Consider the following 21,321-nt stretch of genomic DNA (forward strand, 5'->3'; position numbering starts at 1 on the left):
GTTTGTTGAGTGTTGGAAGAAAGAAAATCTCGAGGTTACCAGTTAAGGTCACTGGTCCGATATTCCAGCCCACTCCAACACTATGGGCTGGCCATGGTTTGGAAAGATTCAAATCAAAATTGTTGACCCTGACAACCCTGACCAACCTGTTCGAAAAGGCCAACAAGGTGTCGCTGTAGTTCGTGGTAAGTCTATTACGACTGGCTACCTAGGAGATGAAGACCAATATCAGAGGAAATGGCATAAAGGTTGGTGGAACACCGGTGACGTTGCTTACTTAGACAAACTTCTACGAATCAAGTTTGTCGATCGTAATGCTGACAAGTTCGGCGACCGCAGTCTAACGCACATGGAAAGTGTGTTACTGCAACAGCTTTCCGCAGCGCAGGAGATCATCCTCTTGCCCGTAGCACACCAAGAGTTAGTGCCTGTAGCTATTCCCAACGCAGGTGAAACAGAGCAGCTCCTAGAACAATGGGCTCTGGTAGACATTCCGGGCGTGACTCTTCGAGATCCTGTCCTGGTGTCATGGGATCAAGTCCCACTGACATCCACCTGGAAGATACGCCGCAGGAACTTAATGCAAAAACTAGGACTTAACACAGAGTGGATCGATCGTCGCTATGCATAACAATTGTCCTCTCCATCGTTTCTTAACCGTCTGCCAAGAAGAGCTAGCAGCAACCGTCATTGGAATGCCCTATTCTTCGTGCACGCCTTTAATACGCGCATTTCATGAAACTACTCCTGCCGAGAAGTTTGGCGATGTGTGCGTACAGCAGCTTTTTCAAGTCACAGATCGAGTAGCTATAAGAACGGGCATCTCCTTTACCTATCTCAGAGATGGCCGCCACCTTACTGGTGTAGCTAACGTTCATGGGACGATGGTCGTAATCGATCCGTATCTGTCACATCTTGAACCGATTGTTTTCCTTGAGAAGTCCGACCAAGACGAAACAACCGTCAGAGTTCCTGCAGCGCCCTTCACAGAGGATCACAACGGCGAGCTGCGCGTTGGTTTCGTAGAAGCAGCATGGCTGCCAGCTAAAGGCCAGCTACACATTGCACAGATCAAATGGTCAAAAAGCAAAAGAACTTATCAAGTAAGCAGAAAGTTCTCTCTATCTTCCTCCAATAGCGTTGATAGAGCATTAACCGGATTTGATTACCGGCCATTCCTGTTCCATCCAGAACAAACGTCACTTTCCGTTCGTTACATCGATCCGGATAGCTTGGCTTATCTTGAAGCTAGACTTCCTCTAAAAGCCGGAGGGAAAATCGAATATCGAATCAATAGCTCGCCGCTTAACCGAGATCGTGAAAGCTGGTTCTGGTCAATCATCAATCGATATGGCCACACGGATCAGTTAGAGATTGAAAACTATATTCATAGAGCCGAATTATGCTACTGGGAAAACAAGCAGGCATGGGAACTAGATAGCTATGAATAGCACATCTACACCACGCAACTTCTGCATTGTTGGCCCTATTCAAGCGCATGGAAACGCCGACCACCGAGAGCCTCAAGAGTATCGAACCGAAATTTCTCAGGTAGTCCTAGGGCTATTCCCTAATTGTGTACAGTTTCACCCTGACCAAAAAGTCATACAGATCGCGACTCGGATCCTCGGCTCCAGAAAACAAGGAGCCTCCCCCGCAGAACAAGATATCGCAGCGATCAAGGAGGAGTTCCTTTGGGCGACTAAGAAAGTCGGAACCTGCGAACTCGTAGTGGGCTATCTACCCTTGGGCACCCTAAGCATGGGCACAGCAATGGAATTATACGCCGCCCATCTTGGGGGAGCTCACATAGTTCTAGTGTCAGAAAACACTGAAAATCTTGCACTGGCATCGACGGTCAACAAATTCGTTCCAGATCTAGAATCCCTCGATCGACACCTCAAAGAGACATTCGTTACCTAAAATTTGATCTAAATCGAGCATAAGGTGCACGTCCCTTATAAAAAGATCCGTTAAACGCATCATGTCTTTATTGGATTTCCGACTTTAATGTACTCGTACAACGTAGTGCGCCCCGGGCTTGACCCCGGAAAGTGGACACGTCGGGGGTTAACTATGCGACTTTAGCCAGTGTAGCTGAAGTCGTAGCTTCAAAGACATCAGGAGCTACAAGATTGCACCAGGAGTGTCGTCTGCGCGTGGTTGTAGCGCATGCACCACCGAAAGACTTCCTGACGGCAGGCGATCGGATCGTCAAAGACTTTCTGCTCACGCAAAACTTCCCGCTTTAAGGTCGCGTTAAACGATTCTGCTAGGGCATTATCAGCGCTAGTTCCCACCGCGCCCATGGATTGGCGCACACCAAGTTGGGCGCAGTGGTCTTGAAATTCCTGTGAGGTGTACACACTGCCGTGATCGGAATGGAAAACAGCCCCATCAAGGCTGCCTCGTACACCGTGTGCGTGGGATAGCGCATCAATAACCAACGAGACACGCATATGCACGGCAAGTGCATAACCTGCAAGTTTCCGTGAATAAGTGTCAATGACTGTAGCAAGGTACATGTTCTTGCCTCCCTTACAGGGCAGGTAGGTAATATCGCCGACATAAACGCGGTTCGGTTTGTCAGCTGTGAATGTGCGTCCCACTAAATCGGGCATGACACGGTGGCCTGGCTTGCGCTTGGTGGTGATGCACCGACGCCGTGTGCTAAAGCCTTGTAGCCCCATGGCTTTCATGATTCGTGCAACCTTCTTGTGATTAACCGGGGTATACGCCGGGTCTTCCTTGAGGCTTGCGGCGATGCGTTTAGCACCATAAAGACCATGCTCATCATTAAAGATGGACCTGATTCTTATGCCAATAAGACCCTCTGATTGCATCTTTAACCTGCGTTTTTCCCGTGTGCTGACCCATTGATAAAACGAAGAACGATTCAGCTTTAACACATCGCACATCCGTGTAAGCCGAGTACTCGGTTCGGTGGTCATAGACAAACTGGAAACCGGTCACCAGTGAGTCTGCTTTAAGCAAAATATTTGGCAGCCTTGCGCAGAATATCGCGTTCTTCGCGCAGCTTAGCGTTTTCTTTTTCTAACTGGCGGATTCGCTCAGAATCATTCGCCGGTTGGGCTTGATCGTGCACGGCTTTTATGCGGGAACGCTTTCCGGTGCCGTACTTTTTGACCCATGAATGTAGCGAGACTCGGTTGACGCCGAGCTCTGCTGATGCTGTCTCCAGTGAGAGCCCCTCATTGTTTTCATACAGGGCCACGGCATCGCGTTTGAATTCTTCAGAATACCTGGTCATGGTGGTAGATTACCTTTCTTTCCAGCCCGACTGGGTTGGGTATCAGGTGTCCACCAAACAGGGGTCAGGCCCACTCACTAAAAATTTACTTAACCTCTATCGTGCACTCACCAGGAGTCCCCACGCGACCTTCCGCATGTACTTTAATATTCGATATTAAAGAATTTGGAATGTTGGTTGGTAGCTGCATTTCAGCCTGCATGCTTCCCATCTCAAAAGATTGAGTCTTTGATTCTTTAGAATTATCCATAAAGATAATCTCAGCCCTAATTTTGTCTCCAGGTTGTCCCTTGTACGTGATATGTGCTGTAGGTCGTTCATGGTCAATATCAATCACTGACTCATCACATTTTCCATCTGGTGAGACGTCTCCAAGGATAGGATCTGTCGGGTTGCGAACTGGAATCTTTGAGACATTGCTACCGGGGAGACTGACAGGAGAAGAATCAGCTCCTTCCTGAGCGTTGGAACATCCTGCAATGAGGAATGCACCAGATACGAGGAGCAAAGCTATCCGATAGGGGTTTTTCACCAATTAGACCTTCTTTCACATTGGATTCCGTTGGGGAAGAAAGCTGAGCCAGGTTTGCCAGAAGAATCTCAGAACGTAGCGAAGTTGCCGCGAGGGAAAGCGATTAGCACTTCTCCCTTCCCCATCATATCTTCATGACAGCCTGTGATAAGGCGAATTCCTGTTAATCGGAATAGTTTCTGATTAATCGCCCATAAAATAGCCATTTGGCTGACCAAATTTGTGGGGTGTTCCTATATAGGTTGTCAACTCCGTGGGTGAGGTTGTTGGGGGTGTAAAGGGCTTCTTTTTCGCTTTGTGGATGTTGTTTTCGGGCATCGTGAGGAGCCGATTGGGCTTTTTGTGCAATCGGCTTGGATAAGGGGCTGTTGGTTTTAGGCTGCTGCGGCCTCCTGGATTGTGGACATGTCTCGGTAGAGCTCGCCGCTTCGCATCATGGCGAAGACAACGTTGAGACGTCGGCGTGCGAGTGCGACGACTGCGGCGTTGTGTCTTTTGTCTTCTTTGCGTTTTCGCTCATAGAATTGCCGGGAGCGCTCGTGGAATCTGATCGATGCAAAAGACGATTGCCATAGGGCGTTGTTTAATTTTTTGTTGCCAGCCCGGTTGGGCGAATTCGACATAATGGACGTTGTCGACTGATTCGGGGTTTGTGCTGCTAGGGGTGTAGATTTGCGGGGTTTGGCACACACTTTTTGTCGTTTAACCCCTGCATCGGGGAAGTCGGACATATCGCCAACAGTCATGAGGATCTGCGCGGTGTTACGCGGGCCGATGCCGGGCATGGATAAAAGAATTTCGGTCTGAGGAATGTCCTGAATAAGTTCAAGTACCTGCGCCTCGATTTCTGTACGATGGCCAAGTTTGGCCAGTGCATCTTTGGCGGACATTGCTACGCCAAGTTCGGTGTATTCTGCGCCGGCAATGGACACGGTCTGCCCGTGGATGGCAGCAAGCATGGCATCGATGACAGGCTCTGGATTGCGCGCGTTGTGACTGCGCGCAAAGGCTTTCAGGCGTGTGCTACCGACGCGTCGATCTTGGTGGGACCACCGTATTTCGCAAGTAGGTGGAGGATCCACTTTCTGTGAATCGTCTGTCCGCGCAGGACATGTTCGAATGCAGGATAGGTTCCCACGAGCGCGGATCGCATCTGGTTAATCAGGCGTGTGTAGGCCCGTGCGAGGTCTTCGTCGATACCGTTGAGAACTTTCAGCTGGATAAAGACTTCTTCAACGCGGTCGAGGTTGCGCAGGGCATCTGGAAGGTTAAGACCGGCATGGGCGATGACGTAGGCGTCGTCGGCGAGGAATGTGCTGAAGAGCTTGCGTAGTGAGCCTTCATGCTGGTTGATGCGTTTGGATAGGACTTGTCTGCCTTGGGGATCGAGGACGCAGGCGTGGTGGAAGTATGTGCCAACGTAGACGCCAATGACGAAGTCATAGGCCATGGGTGTATGCCTCCTAGCGATGAATTAGAGGTTGGATTATTTAAGCTTCATCGCTGGGGTTGTCGGACATACTTGGTACTGGCATCCATATTACTGTGAGACCTCATACCACCTGGGCTGGGTCAGGTTCCTATTAGCAGTTGAAGTATGTCACTGTCTTCGGCGGCATCACCCCCTGGATCATTGTCAGACAGGGACAGGAATAAGCCATACCGAAGCCAGCGACTAGTTCCACTGTCTTTTCGGACGGCGCGAACGAACATAAACATAGCCTGCCCAGTCGGGTGGACAGGTTATGAATCTTCGGTGCCCTGATGTGGAACTGCTAACAACGTAATGGGAGCGGGGGCAAGGTCAGTAAATTGAGCCTGGCGTAAATCTATCAGCATTGCCTAACCTGATACTGTTTTAGATGGTGTTCCCGATCGGGAATCGGCAACGGAAACGAGGCGGTGACGATGAACGGAAAACGTGGATCGACCGGAGAACCCCTCTCCGGAGGGGGAGCCGGGGACGCGGTGGCGTCGCAGACGGATGACGGGCGGTTGGTGCACGTTGCACCGGTCGCAGCGGCTGGCCGACCATCCACCCGCGACATGCTCGTCGCCGCCGCGATCGGCGTCGCGGGGTCTCTCATCATCGTGCCCCTGACCTACCTGCAGGTGTTCGCCGGCATCGCCCACGTTTATCTCGTCGCGGCGACGCTCGGGTTGTGGTTCCTGCAGTGCGTTGTTCCCCTCATCGTCGTCTGCAAGCCTGGCGCGAGCCTCATCGCGTGCCTTGCCATGGGCGTCGTGTCCGCGGCGACCACCCCGTTCGGCGCCGCCGCAATCGGGGCGCTGATTATGGAAGGATTGCTCATCGAGCTTCCGTTCATGGTCACCCTGTACCGGCGGTGGACGCGCCCCCAGTTCGTGGCGTCGGCGATGTTGTTCTCCGCGCTGATGGGAACGATGGCTCCGCGCGCAGTCGGCGTCGACTCGCCGACCACGCCCATGACCCTGATCAGCTTCGCCGTAGCCTTGGCATCGAGCCTGGTGTTTTTGGTCCTGGGCTTTGCCGTCGCAAAGGGGCTTCGCGGCCGCGGGGTCACCCGGTGACCGGCGGAGCACCCGCGTGCGCCGGTGCGACACGCGGGACGGCCCCGGCCCGGTTGCGGGTCAGTGGCGCGGGCGTGCGGCACGCCGATGGGCGATGGGCACCCGACATGGTGGATCTCTCCTTCGATTTCGGCACGATAAACGCCATCACGGGACCCGTGGGATGCGGAAAGACGAGCCTGGCCCACCTCATCGCTGGACTGATCCCCTCGCACATCCCCATCGACCATGCCGGATTCGTGCACATCGTCGATGCCGACGGCACTGAATACCCCGTGGACGGGGACCGGGTCACCTTCGTCGGGCAAGACCCGGCGACGCAGGTGCTCACGCTCCGAGTCGTCGATGACGTGTCCATGGCCCTCGAATTTTCCCTCGTGGAAGCCGGCATCGTCGCCAAGCGATCAGCCGAGTCCCTATCGGAGCTCGGGCTGTCAGAGCTCGCGGAAAAAGATCCGTGGGCTTTGTCGGGTGGGCAACGCCAGCGGATGGCCATCGCGGGTGCGGTGGCCAGGGCGCCGGAGGTCATGATCTTCGACGAGCCCGCGGCCCACGTCGACGAGGACGGTCGCCGGTCGCTGTTCGCCGCCATCCGTGAATTGCGGGCCCCGGGGCGCGTCATCCTGCTCATCGAGCACGACCTCCGCCCGTTCGATGGGTGGGTCGATACGGTGACAATCCTCGATGCGGACGGGAACGTCGCCGCGCACGGAGCGCCGGAGGGCATCGCGGTGAAGGACATTGCGACGTCGGCCGCGACCGCCGGAGCGCCGGACGCCAGTACGCCGGGCACGGGGGCGGCGGACCGTCCCGATCCGGAATCGGAGGCGGATGCCGTTCCACTGCTGGCCTTGACCGGAACCCACGTGGCCCGAGGCGGGGAGAGGATCCTGAACGGGGCCGATCTGGCACTGGAACGGGGCGAGATTCATGCCCTAGTCGGCGCCAACGGAGCCGGTAAGTCCACCTTGCTGGCGGTGCTGTCGGGCCAGATGAAGTCGGGAGCGGACATCCAGATCGACGGCGCGTCCGCCCGGCGCGTCCCCGACGCCTTCGCGTCGTGGGCGTTCCAGAACCCCGAGCACCAGTTCACTCGCGCGACCGTCGCCGCGGAAATCGACTCCGCGCTGGCCGGCACGGACCCGCACGGGCCACTCGGCGCCGATGAGCTGCGGAAACTGCGGGAAGCCCTGTGCCCCCGGGCACTTGACCCCGTCTCGCCGTTCGTCCTGTCGGGCGGACAGAAAAGACGGTTGGGCATCTTCCTGGCGGTGGCGGCCAATCGCCGTTTGCTGCTTCTCGACGAGCCGTTGGCGCACCTGGATTCGCCGAGCTCGCGCATCGTGCTGGATGCGCTGGCGGAATACGCCGGGGCCGGCGGAACCGTTGTGTTCACGTGCCACGACCGCCGTGTCGCGCGAACGTGGGCGGATCGGGCGAGCATCGTCGCCGAAGGGAAGGTCGCCTGGTCCGGTCCCGCGACCGACGTGCCGGCTGCCCCGGAGTCGTCCCGGCGGGATCGCGCACTGCCCGCGGCCGGCGCACGGACGTCCGGGGACGAAAGCCCCTGGACCGGTGAATCCGACGCTCGGAGGCGCGCGGGGTTGAACGCCATCACGATCGTCGCGGCGGTGATGCTTGTCCTCGTCGCCGGGCTGCTCTCCGGCGGAGACGCCGTTCTCGCGCTGACGGGGGTTGCGTTCCTCGCACTCGCTGCGATCGCGGAACGCGACGTTCGGGCGACGGCGGGGAAGGTCCTCCTCGTCCTGTTGATCGGGGTGTTCTTCGGCCTGCTCGGGTGGCGCTCCGAGTTCTACGGCGGTGGGGATCCGGCGGAGGCCGTCCGCCACGGCATCCATCACGGACTGCTGCTGACGGCCGTGTTCGCGGGGACGGTCCTGGTCTCCGCGTGCATGCGCGTCGAGGAGCTTTTCGACGCCATGGTGCAACGCCTCCGGGTTCCCTACACATGGTGCACCATAGCGATTTCCGGGGTGAGCATCGCGGCGTTCCTGCGCAGCGAAATCCCCCAGCTGACATGGGCGATTAGATTGCGCTCGATGCGACCGAAGCAGTCTTTCCGCTCCGGTTTCATACGCGCGACGACGCCCGCGCGCATCGCCTTCCCCTTGTTCGTCAGCGCCGTGCGCTGCGCCGAAAAGCTGTCCCTGACCCTGGCGATGCGCAACTTCGGCCTCTATCCGCGGCGTACCTTCCGCACCGTTCACCCCTGGCGAGTGCGTGACGGGTTCGCGGCCGCAGCGTCCGCCGCGGCCTTCGTCGCCGCCCTGGTGTCCACAGTGACTTGACGGGCACTCGGAACCGGCGGGTCTCGGGCCCGCGAGCGTTTCCGAGCTTGTGCGGGGACGCGCCCCACCCAGTTGCTTCACCCCTTCAACCCTTCAGACACATCCTCCGGGTCACGCCATGCGGGCCCGGTCCGCCCGGAACCGGCATGGCGCCGACAACCGAAAGAGGTACCAGTGAACACGATCCGGACCATCAGCGACGTGCTTCGGGACAAGGCCGATGAGACGAAAAAGGGGATCACCTTCGTCGAGAATCGGCGGGACGTCTTCGTCCCGTACGGCCGGGTCCATGCGGAGGCGGTGGCGGCTGCGACTCGGTTGACCGAAGCCGGCATCGGCCCCGGCGATCGCGTGATCTTCCAGGTTTCGGAGAACCGCGGGCTCATCCGGGCGTTCTGGGGCTCTCATCGGGGAGTACATCGAACGCCGGTGCCGGGCGCCGGAAACGGACGACAGGGCAGTGGACCCGTCGTCCGTGCTTGCATCGACTCAGGCACCGGGTACATCGATGTCAACGATTCGATCGACGCCCGCCGCGCAATCGTGGCCCTCGACGGGGATGCCCGGCGCGAGGTGTGCCCCTCGATCCGTGGATATTCCTACCACGTCGCCTTCGATGCCCTCCCCGATGAGTCAGTGGAGAAGATCCGCACGTCGAGACTGTACGCGATGCCCTTTGTCTCCGGTCTGCTCGCCCGTCTCGGGGCGGCCGTGACATCGCGGAAGGCGCGGGCGAAGGGCACTCCCCAACCCGCTGAGCTGGTCGTCGCACTGTCGTCCGCCGACGCGGGCGATGCGGGCATCCATATCGAGGTGCCGCATGACAACCCGACCACGGGGCCGCTGCCGACAGCGGCCCACTGCGATACCAAAGAAAAGGGGAAACGATGACGGATCAAGCTGAACGAGGTGCGGCGATCGTCGTCCGCGACCTCACGAAGAGCTACCCGATTGCGGGCAATGCGGGCACCCCGCCCGAAGGCGGGGCAGGTGCCCCGCCGGACGGCGGGCGCAAGGGAAAGCGCGGCGCCCGGATGCGCAAGCATGTGCTCGACGGCGTGAGTTTTACCGTGCCCGCCGGGGCGATCGTGTCGTTCCTCGGCCACAACGGTGCAGGCAAGACCACCCTCATCCGAATCCTGTCGACGCTCATCACCGCCGACTCCGGCGAGGTGAGCATCTTCTCGCGCGATGTGAAAGAGGACCCGGCGGGCGTGCGCGCCGACATTGCCACCACCGGCCAATTCGCGGCGATCGACGAGAACCTCACCGGCCGGGAGAACCTGGAGTTCTTCGGGCGGCTGCGCGGACTCGACCGCGCCGCCGCGGCCGCCCGCGCGACGGAACTGCTCGCGCAATTCTCGCTCGCGGACAGTGCCTCGACGCTGGCGTCGGCCTATTCGGGTGGCATGCGGCGCCGCCTCGACATCGCTGCGTCGCTGTGCGTCGTGCCCAGGCTGCTGTTCCTCGACGAACCCACGACGGGGCTGGACCCTGTCAGCCGCGAAGAGCTGTGGGGCTTCATCCGGCAACTGCGCGACGACGGAATGACCCTGGTGCTGACCACCCAGTACCTGGAAGAGGCGGAGGCGCTGGCCGACCACGTCCATCTGCTCAAGGATCGCCGCATCGTCGCCAGCGGAACGCCGGAGGAATTGCGCCGCGACTTCGGGTCGCACGTGCTCCGCGTGTCCTTCGCCACCGCCGCCGAGGCGGAGGCGTTCGCCCGCTGCCTCGGGGGAACGTGCCTAGACGGCGCCCGCGTCGCGGGGAAGTCGGTGTCCCTCGACGTCGACCCCGGACCGCGGGTCCTCGAGGCGGTGGCGCAGGCGATGGAGGCCTCGGAAGCGTCGCCGGATTCGCTGAGCGTGTCGTCGCCCACCCTCAACGAGGTGTTCATATCGATGAACGCGGGGGGTGCGGCGCGATGAGTGCGACGTCGGTCGCGGCGTTTCTCCGTCGGGATCTGCTGCTGTTGCGACGCAACACCGCGTCGCTGATCTCCATGTTCGTAGTTCCGCCCCTCTTCCTGCTGTGCCTGTACGCGGTGTTTGGATACTCGGCGGGGCAATCCGGCTTCGGGTACCTGCGTTTCGTGCTCGGCGGCTGCCTGTTCCAGGCGGCGATGTTCACCGCCGCGGCGTCGGCGATGGCGGTGGGACAGGACGTCGAATCCGGGCTCGTTGACCGCGTGCGCGTGTTGCCCGGGGCCACAGGCGGCTATGTCGCCGGCAGGCTCGCCACCGATGTGCTGCGGATGTCCGCGTCGATCGCGGCGCTGCTGGTCGTCGCGTGGGCCTGCGGCCTCGACATGGCTGTCGGTGACGTCGCGTGGACTGTCCTGTGGTCGCTGCTCGCCGCGGCGGTCCTGTCCCTGGTTACGGACGGGGTGATCCTGATGGTGCCCGCCCCGGTGTCGACGGCCTCATCGATTCAGGCGCTGGAAATGCTGCTGCTCATGTTCTCCACCGCGTTCATTCCGGCGACCGCTTTGGACGGCTCCCTGCGCGACGTCGTACGTCACATGCCGTTTTCGCCGATGATCGAGGTGATCAGGGCGGCGTCCCCGGACGCCTTCCCGGATAGCGCCGGGGAAGAGGCAGCCCTGTGGCTCGGTGTCGCGATGGTCGCCGGAATCGTCCTGTTCATCCGCCGGTTCACCTCGAGGAGCGAATCATGATCGGCGCCATCTTCGTGCATCTGCGGCGCATCGCCCACATTTGGCTGCGGCGCCCCGACTTCTGGTTCATGACGTTCATTGCTCCGCTCGTGTACCTGTTCATCGTCAACCGCATGTTCGGTGGCCTGGTCAGGCAGCTCACCGGAGAGTTCGAACTCCGGAACGCGGTCATCCTGGTCGTGACGGCGTGGGCGTTCATCCTGGCCATCACGGGATCGTCCACCGTGTTCGTTGAACGCAGCAATGGCTTCCACGAGCGGTTAATCACCATGCCGTCACCGTACGCGGCCGTGCCGGCCGCACGGATCATTGCCGAGTTCAGCCGGATCATGGCGATGACGGCCGTCGTCGCGGCGGTGGCCGCCTTGCTTTCCGACGGCCCCCCGGAGATGTCCTGGTGGTGGAGGATCGCGGTGACCGGGGCGATGGTTGCCGCGGCGGCCGCATGCACCGGCACGTACATCGCGTTCTCCATCACCAGCCCCCAGGGTTCCGTGGCCCTCATCCCGTTAATCATCGTTGCGATGTTCGTCAACACGGTGCTCATGCCCGCCGACCACTTCCGTCCCCTCCTGCGCGGAATCGCCGGGCACACCCCCGTATCCGCGGCCGGCGAGGCCGTCAACGGCACCGGGGCTGCGGGTCTGGTGGTCTGCGCGGCCTGGTTCTTAGGCATCGCCGTGCTCGCGGCGTGGGGCATCGCCGTGAAAACGAGGCCGGGGGAGTCTGCATGACGGGCACGTCCACGGGGGCGGCGCCGCCGACGACGGCCCGCGAACCCGAGCACCTAACCCGAAACCGCCGCGTGGACGCGGCCCACACACCCCGGAGACAGAACCAGATGAAGTCGATTGCCCAGATCGTCCAGAACAACCGCAGACTCCTCGCGGCCTACGAGGACAAGGTCCAGCCGAGGTTCCTCAGCCGCTATGCGCGTGAACCGATGGACGCCGCCGCCGTGTATCGGAAGCTCCGTGCGCTGGATCCCGGGCCGGATGCGCCGGCCCGGGATCTCGACCTCGGTTGCGGAACCGGGTGGCTCGCCCACATGCTCGCCGCCGAGCCTCGCTATCGCAGGGCGAACATCGTCGGCTACGACCTGTCGCCCAATGCGATCCGCATCGCCCGCGAACGCGCCGGCATGGTGTACTTCTGCACTCTCACGAAGAAAAGCGCGATCGGGGAGGCGGGCAAGTGAGCGCCGTGGACGGGACCGTAGGCCCGTGGTCGCTGCTCGCCCCGATCCGGACCCGGATGCGTGCGGTGGTCGCGTTATCCGTCCTGTCGTCGGTGGCTACCGTCGCTTCGCTGGTCGGCATCATCGACATCGCGATGACGTACCCGGAGGCCCCGGAGCATCGGACGTGGTTGGCCGTGGCTGTCATCGTCGTCGCCGCAACGGTGCGCATGGCCGCGGACGGCGCCGCCGGCATGCTCTCGCACCGGGCGGATAACGACCTGCAGCTCCACCTCCGGCGCCGGCTGGTCGCCCAAATCCGGAAGTTGCCGCTGGGCTGGCTGGACGCCCGGCGCTCGTCGGGAATCATCGGGTCGGTTGAGAAGGACGTCGCGGCTGTCCACCAGCTCATGGGCCACACCGTCGGTGAGACCGTGGTGGCGGTGCTGGTTCCCCTGCTTTCCCTCATCGCGCTCGTCGCGGTGGATTGGCGGATCGCGGCGGTGGCGGTCGTCCCGGTGCTGGTCACCTTCGCCCTGATGGGCGTGATGATTTCGCGCGGAGCCGGTCTTCAGCGCGACTACGAGCGAGCCTCCGAAGGAGTGACGGCCGCGGTCATCGAGTTGGTGCGCGGTATCCCGGTGATGAAGTCCTTCGGACGCGCCAACCAGGGCGCGGGTCGCTACGATGCCGCGGCGTTGTCGTTCGTCCGCGCGTGGTCCGCCTGGTCCCGGCAGTCGAACATCTATCTCGGGTTCATCGACGTGGTGACGTCCCCGATCACAGTCCTCGCAGTGGTGTGCTGGGCCGGCCTCGCTCTGAGGGATGCCGCGGGCGGCATACCGGAAGGTCTCGTCGCCGGGCTGGTTCTCAGCCTTGGACTCTCCGCGGCGATCGTGCGGGTGGCCATGAACTCCGAACCCATCATCGCGGGGATTGCCGCCCTGAAGTCCATCGCGGAGGTGCTGGGCACGCCGCCAATCGCCGAGCCCGCCGATCCGGTGCCCGTGCGCGGAGGCGCGCTCGAGGTCCGGAACCTGGTCTTCTCCTACGGCGATGGGCCGCGGGTCCTCGACGGGATGTCCGCGACGTTCGAACCGGGGACCCTCACTGCGCTGGTGGGGTCCTCCGGTTCCGGAAAGTCCACCGTCGCCCGGCTGTTGGCGCGTTTCCACGACCCCGTTGAAGGCTCGGTGCTGCTGGGCGGCGCCGATCTTCGCGACATCGCCGTGCGCGACGTGCACCGCTCGGTGTCGGTGGTGTTCCAAGATCCGCAGTTGCTCACGCTGCCGTTGCGGGAGAACATCCGGCTGGCCAGGAGAGACGCCACCGACGGCGAAATCATGGAGGCCGCGAAGCTCGCGAACCTCGATGCGGTCATCGCGGCGCTGCCGAAGCGTCTGGATTCGGTGGTCAACGTCGACGTGACCTTTTCCGGCGGTGAGGCGCAGCGCGTGGCCATCGCGAGGTCGATCGTCACGGACGCGCCGGTGCTCATCTTCGACGAGGCAACCGCTTACGCGGATCCGGCTTCCGAGGCCCTCATCCAGTCCGCAATCGAGCGTTTGGCCCGTTCGCGGACGGTGATTGTGATCGCGCACAGGTTGAGCACGATCCGCAACGCCGACCGCATCCTCGTTCTCGATGGGGGAGCGGTCGCGGAGGCGGGTACCCACGACGAGTTGCTTGCGCGCGGTGGCCGCTACCGGGATTTGTGGCGCGCGTTCGCGCTCGACGACGAACCATCCGCCCCGCGGGGCACTGAATCAGACGACGAAAAGGCGGGGAACCGATGATTCGGGACTTGTGGTCGATGACGGATCGGCGCTCGAGAATGACGCTGGCGTGGCTCATTGCGTTGGCCGCGCTTGCCGCGCTGGCCCAGGGAGCGGCGTTCGTCGCGCTGCTGCCGCTGCTGTCGGCTCTGGCCGAGGGAGATGATGCGACGGCGTGGCGTTTCACCGGCGTCATCGCCGGCCTCGCGGTCGCCCATGCGGTGCTATCCCTCGCCGCGGGGACGGTCGGCAGGGCGAATTCCGCAGCGGTGCTGTCGTCCTTGCTGCATTCCCTGGGCGAACGCGTGCTGACGTTGCCACTCGGGTACGTCACCAAGTCCACGGCCGGCCGCTTTTCGGAGATGGCGTCGTCGGGTATCGCGTTCGCGGCGTCCGTGCCGCACGTAATCCTGCGGCCCGTCATCGCCGCGGTGGTCGCGCCGACCGTCATCGCCCTTGGAATTCTGGCGGTGGATTGGCGCGTCGGTTTGGTTCTCGTCGCGTCGGCGCCGGTGATCTTCTTCGCCTACCGGGCCATTGGCCGGGTCGGCGGGGAGTCGGACAAAGCGCATGCTGACGCCGTCGCTGCCGTCTCCGGCAGGCTAATCGAGTTCACCCGCGGCCAGCAGGCGATTCGCGCCGCGAGCGACGGTTCGGCGGCGGACGCGATGGTGGATGAGGCGATCCGGGCCCAACACGATACGTTCGCGAAGGCGACGTCGACGCAGGGGGCGGCCATCGGACGGTTGAGTTCGGTCGTCCATGCGGTGTTCACGGCGGCGGTAATCGTCGCCGTAGCAGTCGCCGCGACGGGCGGGATGGCGCCGGCGCAGTTGGCGCCAATGCTCATCGTGGTCGTCCAGTTCACCGGACCGATCACCACGGCGGGAGCGTTGTCCGGCGGTTTCGGTGCGGGCCGCAACACGTTGGCTGCGTTGCGTGACCTGCGGGCGATCCCCGCCCTTCCCGAACCGACCGCACCGGAGCTGCCCAACGGGCATGACGTGGAGTTCTGCGGCGTGAGCTTCGGGTACGGGGATAAGAAGGTTCTCGACGGCGTCAGCTTCCGTGCACCTCAGGGAGCGCTGGTTGCTGTAGTGGGACCGTCGGGGGCGGGCAAGACGACGGTCATGCGGCTGCTGTCGCGTTTTCATGATCCGGACTCGGGGGAGATCCTCATCGGCGGGGTGCCCTTGCCTCGGATCGGCACCGACGGCGTGAACTCGCTGGTGACCCCGGTGTTCCAGGAGACGTTCCTTTTCGACGCGTCCGTGCGGGACAACGTGGTCTTCGCCGACCCCGGATTCGGTTCCGGGCCCGGTGACGGGGACCGCTTGCGCGAGGCCGCCCGGCGTTCCGGGGTGGACCGCATCGTGGAGCTGCTGCCTTCCGGGTGGGATACCCCGGTGGGGGAGGAGGGGACGCTGCTGTCGGGAGGCGAGAGGCAGCGCATCGCCATCGCCCGGGCGCTTCTGAAGGATTCCCCGGTGGTGCTTCTCGACGAGCCGACGTCCTCGCTGGATGCGGCCACTGAGCGGGCGATCGTCGGCACGATGGAGGCGTTGCGCGGCGATCGCACCGTGATCGTCGTCGCCCATCGCCTGCACACCGTCCGCGATGCCGACCTCATCGTCGTGCTTTCGGAGGACGGGACGGTCGCAGAACGGGGCACGCACGATGAATTGCTGGCGAAGGGCGGCCGCTACGCCGAGTCGTGGGCGTGCCGGACGGGGAGCTCCCCGGGCGCCTGATCCTCATCACCTGGTCGATGCCCTCACGGGCGCCCTGTCGCAGCTTCCCGAATCCCACCGCCAGGCGCTCGGTGGGCAGAGCGAAACCGCCGACGAAAACGCCGAGCAGCACGAACACCGACGAGCTGTAAGGCTGAAGCTTCCTAGAAAGCGAAAATAGCCCTCTTCCTCATCCCCGTGAAAGCTGGGAGAGAAGGGGGCTCTTTGCTGCCTTGCCGCTAGCTACTACCGCCCGTGCACCTGGTTTTGAGCAATTTCCAGCCCGTGGCTGGCGATTATCTCCACTGCCTCCGCCGCGGTGGGCAGAGTGAAAGCGAGCTCCTCACGCTCCTTGGCATTGAAGTTACGGAGCACATAGTCGGCCGGATCCAGATCGAGCTCATCGTGGACCACCACGACGTCGGTAGGTGCGACATTGAAGAACTTCGCCAGCGCCGCGACCGGCCCACCCGACAGATTGAAGTGCCCTGGGTTTTGTTCCTAGGCATTTGCCTTATTTTCCATTATTTCTTGGGCCGGTTGTCAGCTCCAAAACTCTGATTCAACCTCCGCTGGCGTGTGATAGCCAAGGCATTGATAGAGCCTTGATTCATTCCACCAATTCACCCACTCAAACGTCGTGATCTCTACCTCAACAACGTCTGCCCACCTTCGGCTATCAATGAGCTCACTGTTGTAGGATCCGTTGACGTTTTTAGCCACAGCATTGTCATAGGAATCACTGACTATCCCGGTAGACGCAGTGATCCTGTACTCGGCTAGCCGCTCGTTGTAGACAATGCTGACGTAGCGCGAGCCATGGTCCCAATGGTGAACAAGCCCTGCCGTTTTTTGGTACTGACAATCGCTTGGTTGAGCGCCTGCAGACCAGAGTTAATCGATACCTGCAACAAGCCTTTGCCCAGTTCGCTGGCGTCATCAGCAGAACTCGACAGCTCGCCGATCAAGCTGGCGAGCTTAAGGATTTTCCATCTAGATCAGAGCCTCACACACAAACCCCCTGACGCTCTCACCAAGCCCAGCTAGTGCCTGGTCGTCGCCCTATAAAACGAAGCGCAGAACTAACGGTTCGCCGGCTCCCAACCCAAAGCAGGGGCCACATGCTCGGCGAAATTCTGCAAAAGCCGCAGGTTCAGATCCACACCCAGCTGGTTCGGGATCGTCAGCATCAAAGTATCCGCCTCCATCACGGCGGCGTCGTCTTTGAGCTGCTCGATCAATTGCTCCGGCTCGCCGGCATAAGTGCGACCAAACGTGGATTCATAACCATCAATAATGCCGATCTGATCATTCCCGCCACTCATGCCAAACAACGTACGATCCCGATCGCTGACAATCGGGAACACACTGCGGCTCACCGACGTCCGCGGCGTCCAATCATGCCCAGCCTGCCGCCACGCCTCGTGAAAAGCCTGCAACTGCGCCGCCTGCAAATCACCAAAAGCCTCACCAGTGGCTTCCGTCAACAACGTGGAACTCATCAGGTTCACACCCTGCTCAGCGGCCCACTCGGCAGTTTTCTTCGTTCCAGCACCCCACCAGATATTGCGCTGCAAACCAGGCGAATGCGGCATCACCGGTAGTGGAGTACCTGGCTGGTAAATCGGTGGATACGGGTCCTGTGCAGACTTGACGACGGCCTCACCACGCACACCCTGCATAAACTTCGCGAATTTCTCCCGGGCAAGATCTGCACCGCGCGGATCGTCGGAACCGGTGTAGCCGAAAGCCTCCCAACCGCGGTGCGCAGGCTCCGGTGATCCCCGTGAAACTCCCAACGCGACCCGGCCGTCGGCAAGCAAATCCAGTGCGGCGGCCTCTTCTGCCAAGTACAAAGGGTTTTCGTAGCGCATATCGATCACGCCGGTACCGACCTCAATGTGCTTTGTGCGCGCGGCAATCGCAGAAAGCAACGGCATCGGCGCCGCCCCCTGTGGGGCAAAATGGTGCACGCGGAAATACGCGCCATTCACGCCAATCTTATCTGCCTCCACGGCAAGCTCCAGACCCTGCTTGAGGGTCTGCTGGGCGTTAGGCCCACGCTGGCCGGGGAACTTGTAATGGCCGAAGCTAAGGAATCCGAATTTCTTCATGACACCATAATAGATGATGTGTCAACTACTCGGGGTGGCTGCGCCTTCTTTCGGCAAAACCTGCGATGAATCCCGCTTTTTCTCACCGCGTTGGGTAATGAATTGCTGTGCAAGCCCAAGCACCAACAACCCTGCGCCAACTGCATCGCTTGCCAACCCTGGTAACAACAGCGCCAAACCACCGACGCCAACTAACACGCGCACTACCAGCGGCAAACGTGTGCGCGCAAAACCCTCCACCGCAGCAGAGAGCATGCACACACCAACGATGGCGGTGCCGACGACTAACGCGCCGCTGGCCCAGGTGACATCCTGCAACAACAAACCCGGGTTGTAGACGAACATGAACGGAATGAAATAACCAGCAATCGCCAGGCGCATCGCCTGCACGCTGGTTTTCATCGGATCATCGCCCGCCAAACCAGCTGCGGCAAATCCCGCCAAAGCTACCGGCGGGGTGATATTCGCGAACAAACCAAAATAGAACACAAACAGGTGTGCCACCAGCGCCTCGACGCCGAGCTCCGCTAATGCCGGTGCGGCCATCGTGGAGGTGATGATATATGCCGGGATCGACGGCAAACCCATGCCCAAAATGATGCAGGCGATCATCGTCAGGACCAGTGACAACAACAAGCTGCCTTCACCGAGGATCACGATCGCATTCGCTAACTTCACGCCGAACCCGGTCAGCGTGACGACGCCGACGATAATGCCAACACAGGCACACGCGATCGACACCGCGACGGAGGTCTTGGCGCCGTCGGCAAGCGCATAAATGATGTCTTTGACAGACATGCGTGTATTTCCGCGCAGCTGGGCGATCACGATGGTAGCCAGGATGGTAATCAGTGCAGAAAATAAAATCGTCTGCCCAGAAAAGAACAGCATGTAGATCAAGATGACGAGTGGAACCAGTAGGTGGCCACGCTCTTTCAACACCTCTTTTACCGCAGGTAGGTTGTCACTGGAAATTCCGCTCAAACCATCGCGTACCGCGCGGAAATGCACCTGCATGATCACACCGATGTAGTACAACACCGCAGGAATCAGCGCCGCGATGGCGACCTCCGTGTACTGCATGCCCAGGGTTTCTGCCATGATGAACGCTGATGCACCCATGATCGGCGGCAGAATTTGCCCGCCCACTGAAGCAGAGGCTTCCACACCACCGGCGAAGTATGGTTTAAAACCAACTTTCTTCATCAACGGGATGGTGAACGCACCTGTGGTAACCACATTCGCGATGGCTGAACCATTGATGGAACCCAGAAAACCGGAAGAAATGACCGCGACCTTCGCGGGGCCACCACGGGAACGGCCCGCCAGTGCCAACGCGATGTCGTTGAAGAATTGTCCCAGGCCAGATTTCTGCAGTACCGCTCCGAACAGCACGAACAAGAAGATATAAGAAGCGGCGACGGCTACTGCAGTGGAGAAGATTCCCTCGTTGGTCAGGTACAAAAAGTCCAGGATGTCGTCGAGCTCGTAGCCACGGTGCCGGAAGCGCAACGGCCCGTATTGGCCAAACAGAGCAAAAGCCAGAAACACCAGCGACAAAATGGGCAGGGCCCAGCCGGTGACGCGCCGGGAAGCCTCGATAACCAGCACCACCAGCACAGCAGCGAAGACGACGTCCGCGGTATTAGGGGTGACGATGCGGTTCAGGATGTCCTGATAATTCAGCCAGATATACACAAACGTTGCCGCCGAAGCGATGATCAGCACGTAATCGTATATTGCGATGGATCCGCGCGAGGCCTTCTTGTGCGCGGGGTACAACGCGAAGCACAGCATCAAAATCGCGCCAACGTGCAGCGAACGGTGCAACAACGCTGGCGGGGCGCCGAAATAGGCGATGTACATGTGGTACAGCGAAACCAACACCGCGAATGCGATGAAAATCCAGTGCGTTACCGGCGAGGTGAATTCGCGGGTGCGTGATTCGCGGTCGAATTGCTCGAGCTTTTCGCCGACATCAGGGGTGCTTACCGACGGCTGGTTCTGCTGTGTTGCGTGGGCCTGGGAGTCTGATGTGGCCTGTGACGTGGGAGTTGTTGCAGCATTCATTACAGTGCACCTACTTCCTCAAAATAGCGTCGCGTGCCGGGGTGCAGGTCTAGCACTAGGCCGTCTTCGACGCTATCGAGCGTGATCTGTTGGGCAGCTTTCGCGGAGGCATGAAGCTCATCCAAATTTTCAAATAATGCTTTGGTTGCCAGGTAGACGTCGTGTTCCGCAGCGTCTTTGCGCACCACCAGTTGATTCATCATCGCGATGACCGGCACTTCTTTAGTGTTGTCGTAGGTGCCTGCGGGGATTGTGCCCGTATTAATAATCGGATAGTCCGCGAGCAGATTCTCCAAACCCTTGCCTTCAATTGGCACGATGCGCACGTCTTGTTGTGCAGAAAGATCCATGATCGCGGAGTTTGGGATGCCGGAGGAAGTGAAAGCGGCGTCGATCTGTCCGTTTTGTAGTTGGTCGGCGGAGTCGGAATAGGACAGGAAATCGACGTCGAAATCGTCGTAAGTCAGGCCAAAGGCATTGAGCAGGATCTTCGCGTTGGCTTCCACACCAGAATTCGGTGAACCCACGCCGACGCGCTTGCCCCGCAGGTCGTCGACGGTTTTAATACCCGAGCCTTCCAAGGTGACCAGGTGTAGCCAGTTGGGATACATCGCGGTGATGGCAGCCAGTTCCGGGGTATCGGTCTTGCCTGCGTAGGGGCCGATTCCTTTTTGCGCCTGGTAGACGGCATCACCCATCACGAAGGCGATTTCTGCGCGGTGCTGGCGTAGCAACTCAATATTTTCAATCGAGCCGGTGCTGGGCTGTACTGAGGTGCCGACTTCGAGCTCGTCGCCAAGAATAGTCTCCATGGTGGAGCCGATTTGATAATAGTTTCCGGACGTACCGCCGGAGGCGACCGTGATGAAATCCCAGTTTTGCAGGGTGGCTTTGTCGTGATTATCGCTGGCATTACCGCTGGTGCTGCTGCAGGATGTCACGATTCCAGCGAGCAGGATGATCCAGACTGTGCTGATGATCTTGGTAGATCTGCGCATCCCATGTTCTCCTTGGAGTTAACTGTCATAAAGCTGTTGTGATATGCAACACTATCACCGGGGTTGCACATTGTATATGCTTGCACTCAGATCACAATAGAAACTCCTGTAACAG

18 protein-coding genes and 2 pseudogenes are annotated in these 21,321 nt (G+C 60.4%); 11 read left to right on the forward strand and 9 right to left on the reverse strand.

The window, feature by feature from the left end; all coding sequences use genetic code 11:
• Positions 1-82 precede the first annotated feature (82 nt).
• Together QP888_RS10075 and QP888_RS10080 are read left to right on the forward strand one after the other, a co-directional pair.
• Entirely contained in the window at positions 83-631 is a 549-nt protein-coding gene (locus QP888_RS10075) for a class I adenylate-forming enzyme family protein (RefSeq protein WP_284813443.1), read from the forward strand.
• The gene (locus QP888_RS10080; protein WP_284813445.1) at positions 624-1,451 is read left to right on the forward strand and encodes a hypothetical protein; all 828 of its coding nucleotides are present in this window, start codon (positions 624-626) and stop codon (positions 1,449-1,451) included. The genes QP888_RS10075 and QP888_RS10080 overlap by 8 nt, the downstream gene beginning before the upstream one ends.
• A 623-nt stretch (positions 1,452-2,074) precedes the next feature.
• Here the strand turns inward: QP888_RS10080 and QP888_RS10085 are convergent.
• The 3 genes and pseudogenes from QP888_RS10085 to QP888_RS10095 all read right to left on the reverse strand — a co-directional run bounded on the left by QP888_RS10085 (position 2,075) and on the right by QP888_RS10095 (position 5,253).
• Positions 2,075-3,271: pseudogene (locus QP888_RS10085) on the reverse strand (IS3 family transposase).
• Between the two features lie 85 nt (positions 3,272-3,356).
• Positions 3,357-3,803, reverse strand: coding sequence for a hypothetical protein (locus QP888_RS10090; protein ID WP_284813447.1), 447 nt, complete (start codon positions 3,801-3,803; stop codon positions 3,357-3,359).
• Positions 3,804-4,177: 374 nt separating this feature from the next.
• Positions 4,178-5,253 (reverse strand): annotated as a pseudogene (locus QP888_RS10095) (IS110 family transposase).
• 458 nt (positions 5,254-5,711) lie between these two features.
• On the opposite strand from QP888_RS10095, the gene QP888_RS10100 reads away from it, so the two are divergent.
• From QP888_RS10100 to QP888_RS10140, 9 genes are all read left to right on the forward strand, one after another.
• A complete protein-coding gene (locus tag QP888_RS10100; protein ID WP_284813449.1) occupies positions 5,712-6,353 on the forward strand; it encodes an ECF transporter S component in 642 nt (213 codons plus the stop codon).
• Between the two features lie 107 nt (positions 6,354-6,460).
• A complete protein-coding gene (locus QP888_RS11285; RefSeq protein WP_284813451.1) occupies positions 6,461-8,662 on the forward strand; it encodes an ATP-binding cassette domain-containing protein in 2,202 nt (733 codons plus the stop codon).
• A gap of 174 nt (positions 8,663-8,836) precedes the next feature.
• A complete protein-coding gene (locus tag QP888_RS10110; protein WP_284813452.1) occupies positions 8,837-9,553 on the forward strand; it encodes a hypothetical protein in 717 nt (238 codons plus the stop codon).
• On the forward strand, positions 9,550-10,593 hold the full coding sequence (locus QP888_RS10115; RefSeq protein WP_284813454.1) for an ABC transporter ATP-binding protein: 1,044 nt from the start codon (positions 9,550-9,552) through the stop codon (positions 10,591-10,593). The genes QP888_RS10110 and QP888_RS10115 overlap by 4 nt, the downstream gene beginning before the upstream one ends.
• Complete coding sequence (locus QP888_RS10120) at positions 10,590-11,342, forward strand: ABC transporter permease (RefSeq protein WP_284813455.1); 753 nt, start codon at positions 10,590-10,592, stop codon at positions 11,340-11,342. Before QP888_RS10115 ends, QP888_RS10120 begins: the two co-directional genes overlap by 4 nt.
• Positions 11,339-12,076, forward strand: a complete 738-nt coding sequence (locus QP888_RS10125) for an ABC transporter permease (RefSeq protein WP_284813456.1) — start codon at positions 11,339-11,341, stop codon at positions 12,074-12,076. Before QP888_RS10120 ends, QP888_RS10125 begins: the two co-directional genes overlap by 4 nt.
• Positions 12,073-12,540: a class I SAM-dependent methyltransferase gene (locus tag QP888_RS10130; RefSeq protein ID WP_284813457.1), complete on the forward strand. Its 468-nt coding sequence runs from the start codon at positions 12,073-12,075 to the stop codon at positions 12,538-12,540. Before QP888_RS10125 ends, QP888_RS10130 begins: the two co-directional genes overlap by 4 nt.
• Positions 12,537-14,315: an ABC transporter ATP-binding protein gene (locus tag QP888_RS10135; RefSeq protein ID WP_284813458.1), complete on the forward strand. Its 1,779-nt coding sequence runs from the start codon at positions 12,537-12,539 to the stop codon at positions 14,313-14,315. Before QP888_RS10130 ends, QP888_RS10135 begins: the two co-directional genes overlap by 4 nt.
• Positions 14,312-16,045: an ABC transporter ATP-binding protein gene (locus tag QP888_RS10140; protein WP_284813459.1), complete on the forward strand. Its 1,734-nt coding sequence runs from the start codon at positions 14,312-14,314 to the stop codon at positions 16,043-16,045. The genes QP888_RS10135 and QP888_RS10140 overlap by 4 nt, the downstream gene beginning before the upstream one ends.
• 225 nt (positions 16,046-16,270) lie before the next feature.
• Here QP888_RS10140 and QP888_RS10145 read toward each other — a convergent pair whose 3' ends face one another.
• The 6 genes from QP888_RS10145 to QP888_RS10165 all read right to left on the reverse strand — a co-directional run bounded on the left by QP888_RS10145 (position 16,271) and on the right by QP888_RS10165 (position 21,206).
• Positions 16,271-16,501, reverse strand: coding sequence for an aminoacyl-tRNA hydrolase (locus tag QP888_RS10145; protein WP_284813485.1), 231 nt, complete (start codon positions 16,499-16,501; stop codon positions 16,271-16,273).
• 66 nt (positions 16,502-16,567) lie between these two features.
• A complete protein-coding gene (locus QP888_RS11195) occupies positions 16,568-16,825 on the reverse strand; it encodes an integrase core domain-containing protein (protein WP_350338246.1) in 258 nt (85 codons plus the stop codon).
• The gene (locus QP888_RS10150; RefSeq protein WP_284813460.1) at positions 16,804-16,992 is read right to left on the reverse strand and encodes a hypothetical protein; all 189 of its coding nucleotides are present in this window, start codon (positions 16,990-16,992) and stop codon (positions 16,804-16,806) included. The genes QP888_RS11195 and QP888_RS10150 overlap by 22 nt, the downstream gene beginning before the upstream one ends.
• Positions 16,993-17,106: 114 nt before the next feature.
• Positions 17,107-18,138: an LLM class flavin-dependent oxidoreductase gene (locus QP888_RS10155; RefSeq protein WP_284813461.1), complete on the reverse strand. Its 1,032-nt coding sequence runs from the start codon at positions 18,136-18,138 to the stop codon at positions 17,107-17,109.
• Between the two features lie 21 nt (positions 18,139-18,159).
• Entirely contained in the window at positions 18,160-20,208 is a 2,049-nt protein-coding gene (locus QP888_RS10160) for a TRAP transporter permease (RefSeq protein WP_284813462.1), read from the reverse strand.
• Entirely contained in the window at positions 20,208-21,206 is a 999-nt protein-coding gene (locus tag QP888_RS10165; protein WP_284813463.1) for a TAXI family TRAP transporter solute-binding subunit, read from the reverse strand. Before QP888_RS10165 ends, QP888_RS10160 begins: the two co-directional genes overlap by 1 nt.
• Positions 21,207-21,321 lie beyond the last annotated feature (115 nt).

It is taken from the genome of Corynebacterium sp. MSK297, assembly GCF_030232885.1.
Classification (GTDB): domain Bacteria; phylum Actinomycetota; class Actinomycetes; order Mycobacteriales; family Mycobacteriaceae; genus Corynebacterium.

Excerpts from the sequence above, each read along its gene's own strand:
- QP888_RS10075 (WP_284813443.1), top strand. The coding sequence starts at position 83 with ATGGGCTGGCCATGGTTTGGAAAGATTCAAATCAAAATTGTTGACCCT.
- QP888_RS10080 (WP_284813445.1), top strand. The coding sequence starts at position 624 with ATGCATAACAATTGTCCTCTCCATCGTTTCTTAACCGTCTGCCAAGAA.
- QP888_RS10100 (WP_284813449.1), top strand. The coding sequence starts at position 5,712 with ATGAACGGAAAACGTGGATCGACCGGAGAACCCCTCTCCGGAGGGGGA.
- QP888_RS11285 (WP_284813451.1), top strand. The coding sequence starts at position 6,461 with ATGGTGGATCTCTCCTTCGATTTCGGCACGATAAACGCCATCACGGGA.
- QP888_RS10115 (WP_284813454.1), top strand. The coding sequence starts at position 9,550 with ATGACGGATCAAGCTGAACGAGGTGCGGCGATCGTCGTCCGCGACCTC.
- QP888_RS10120 (WP_284813455.1), top strand. The coding sequence starts at position 10,590 with ATGAGTGCGACGTCGGTCGCGGCGTTTCTCCGTCGGGATCTGCTGCTG.
- QP888_RS10125 (WP_284813456.1), top strand. The coding sequence starts at position 11,339 with ATGATCGGCGCCATCTTCGTGCATCTGCGGCGCATCGCCCACATTTGG.
- QP888_RS10130 (WP_284813457.1), top strand. The coding sequence starts at position 12,073 with ATGACGGGCACGTCCACGGGGGCGGCGCCGCCGACGACGGCCCGCGAA.
- QP888_RS10140 (WP_284813459.1), top strand. The coding sequence starts at position 14,312 with ATGATTCGGGACTTGTGGTCGATGACGGATCGGCGCTCGAGAATGACG.
- QP888_RS10155 (WP_284813461.1), bottom strand. The coding sequence starts at position 18,138 with ATGAAGAAATTCGGATTCCTTAGCTTCGGCCATTACAAGTTCCCCGGC.
- QP888_RS10160 (WP_284813462.1), bottom strand. The coding sequence starts at position 20,208 with ATGAATGCTGCAACAACTCCCACGTCACAGGCCACATCAGACTCCCAG.
- QP888_RS10165 (WP_284813463.1), bottom strand. The coding sequence starts at position 21,206 with ATGCGCAGATCTACCAAGATCATCAGCACAGTCTGGATCATCCTGCTC.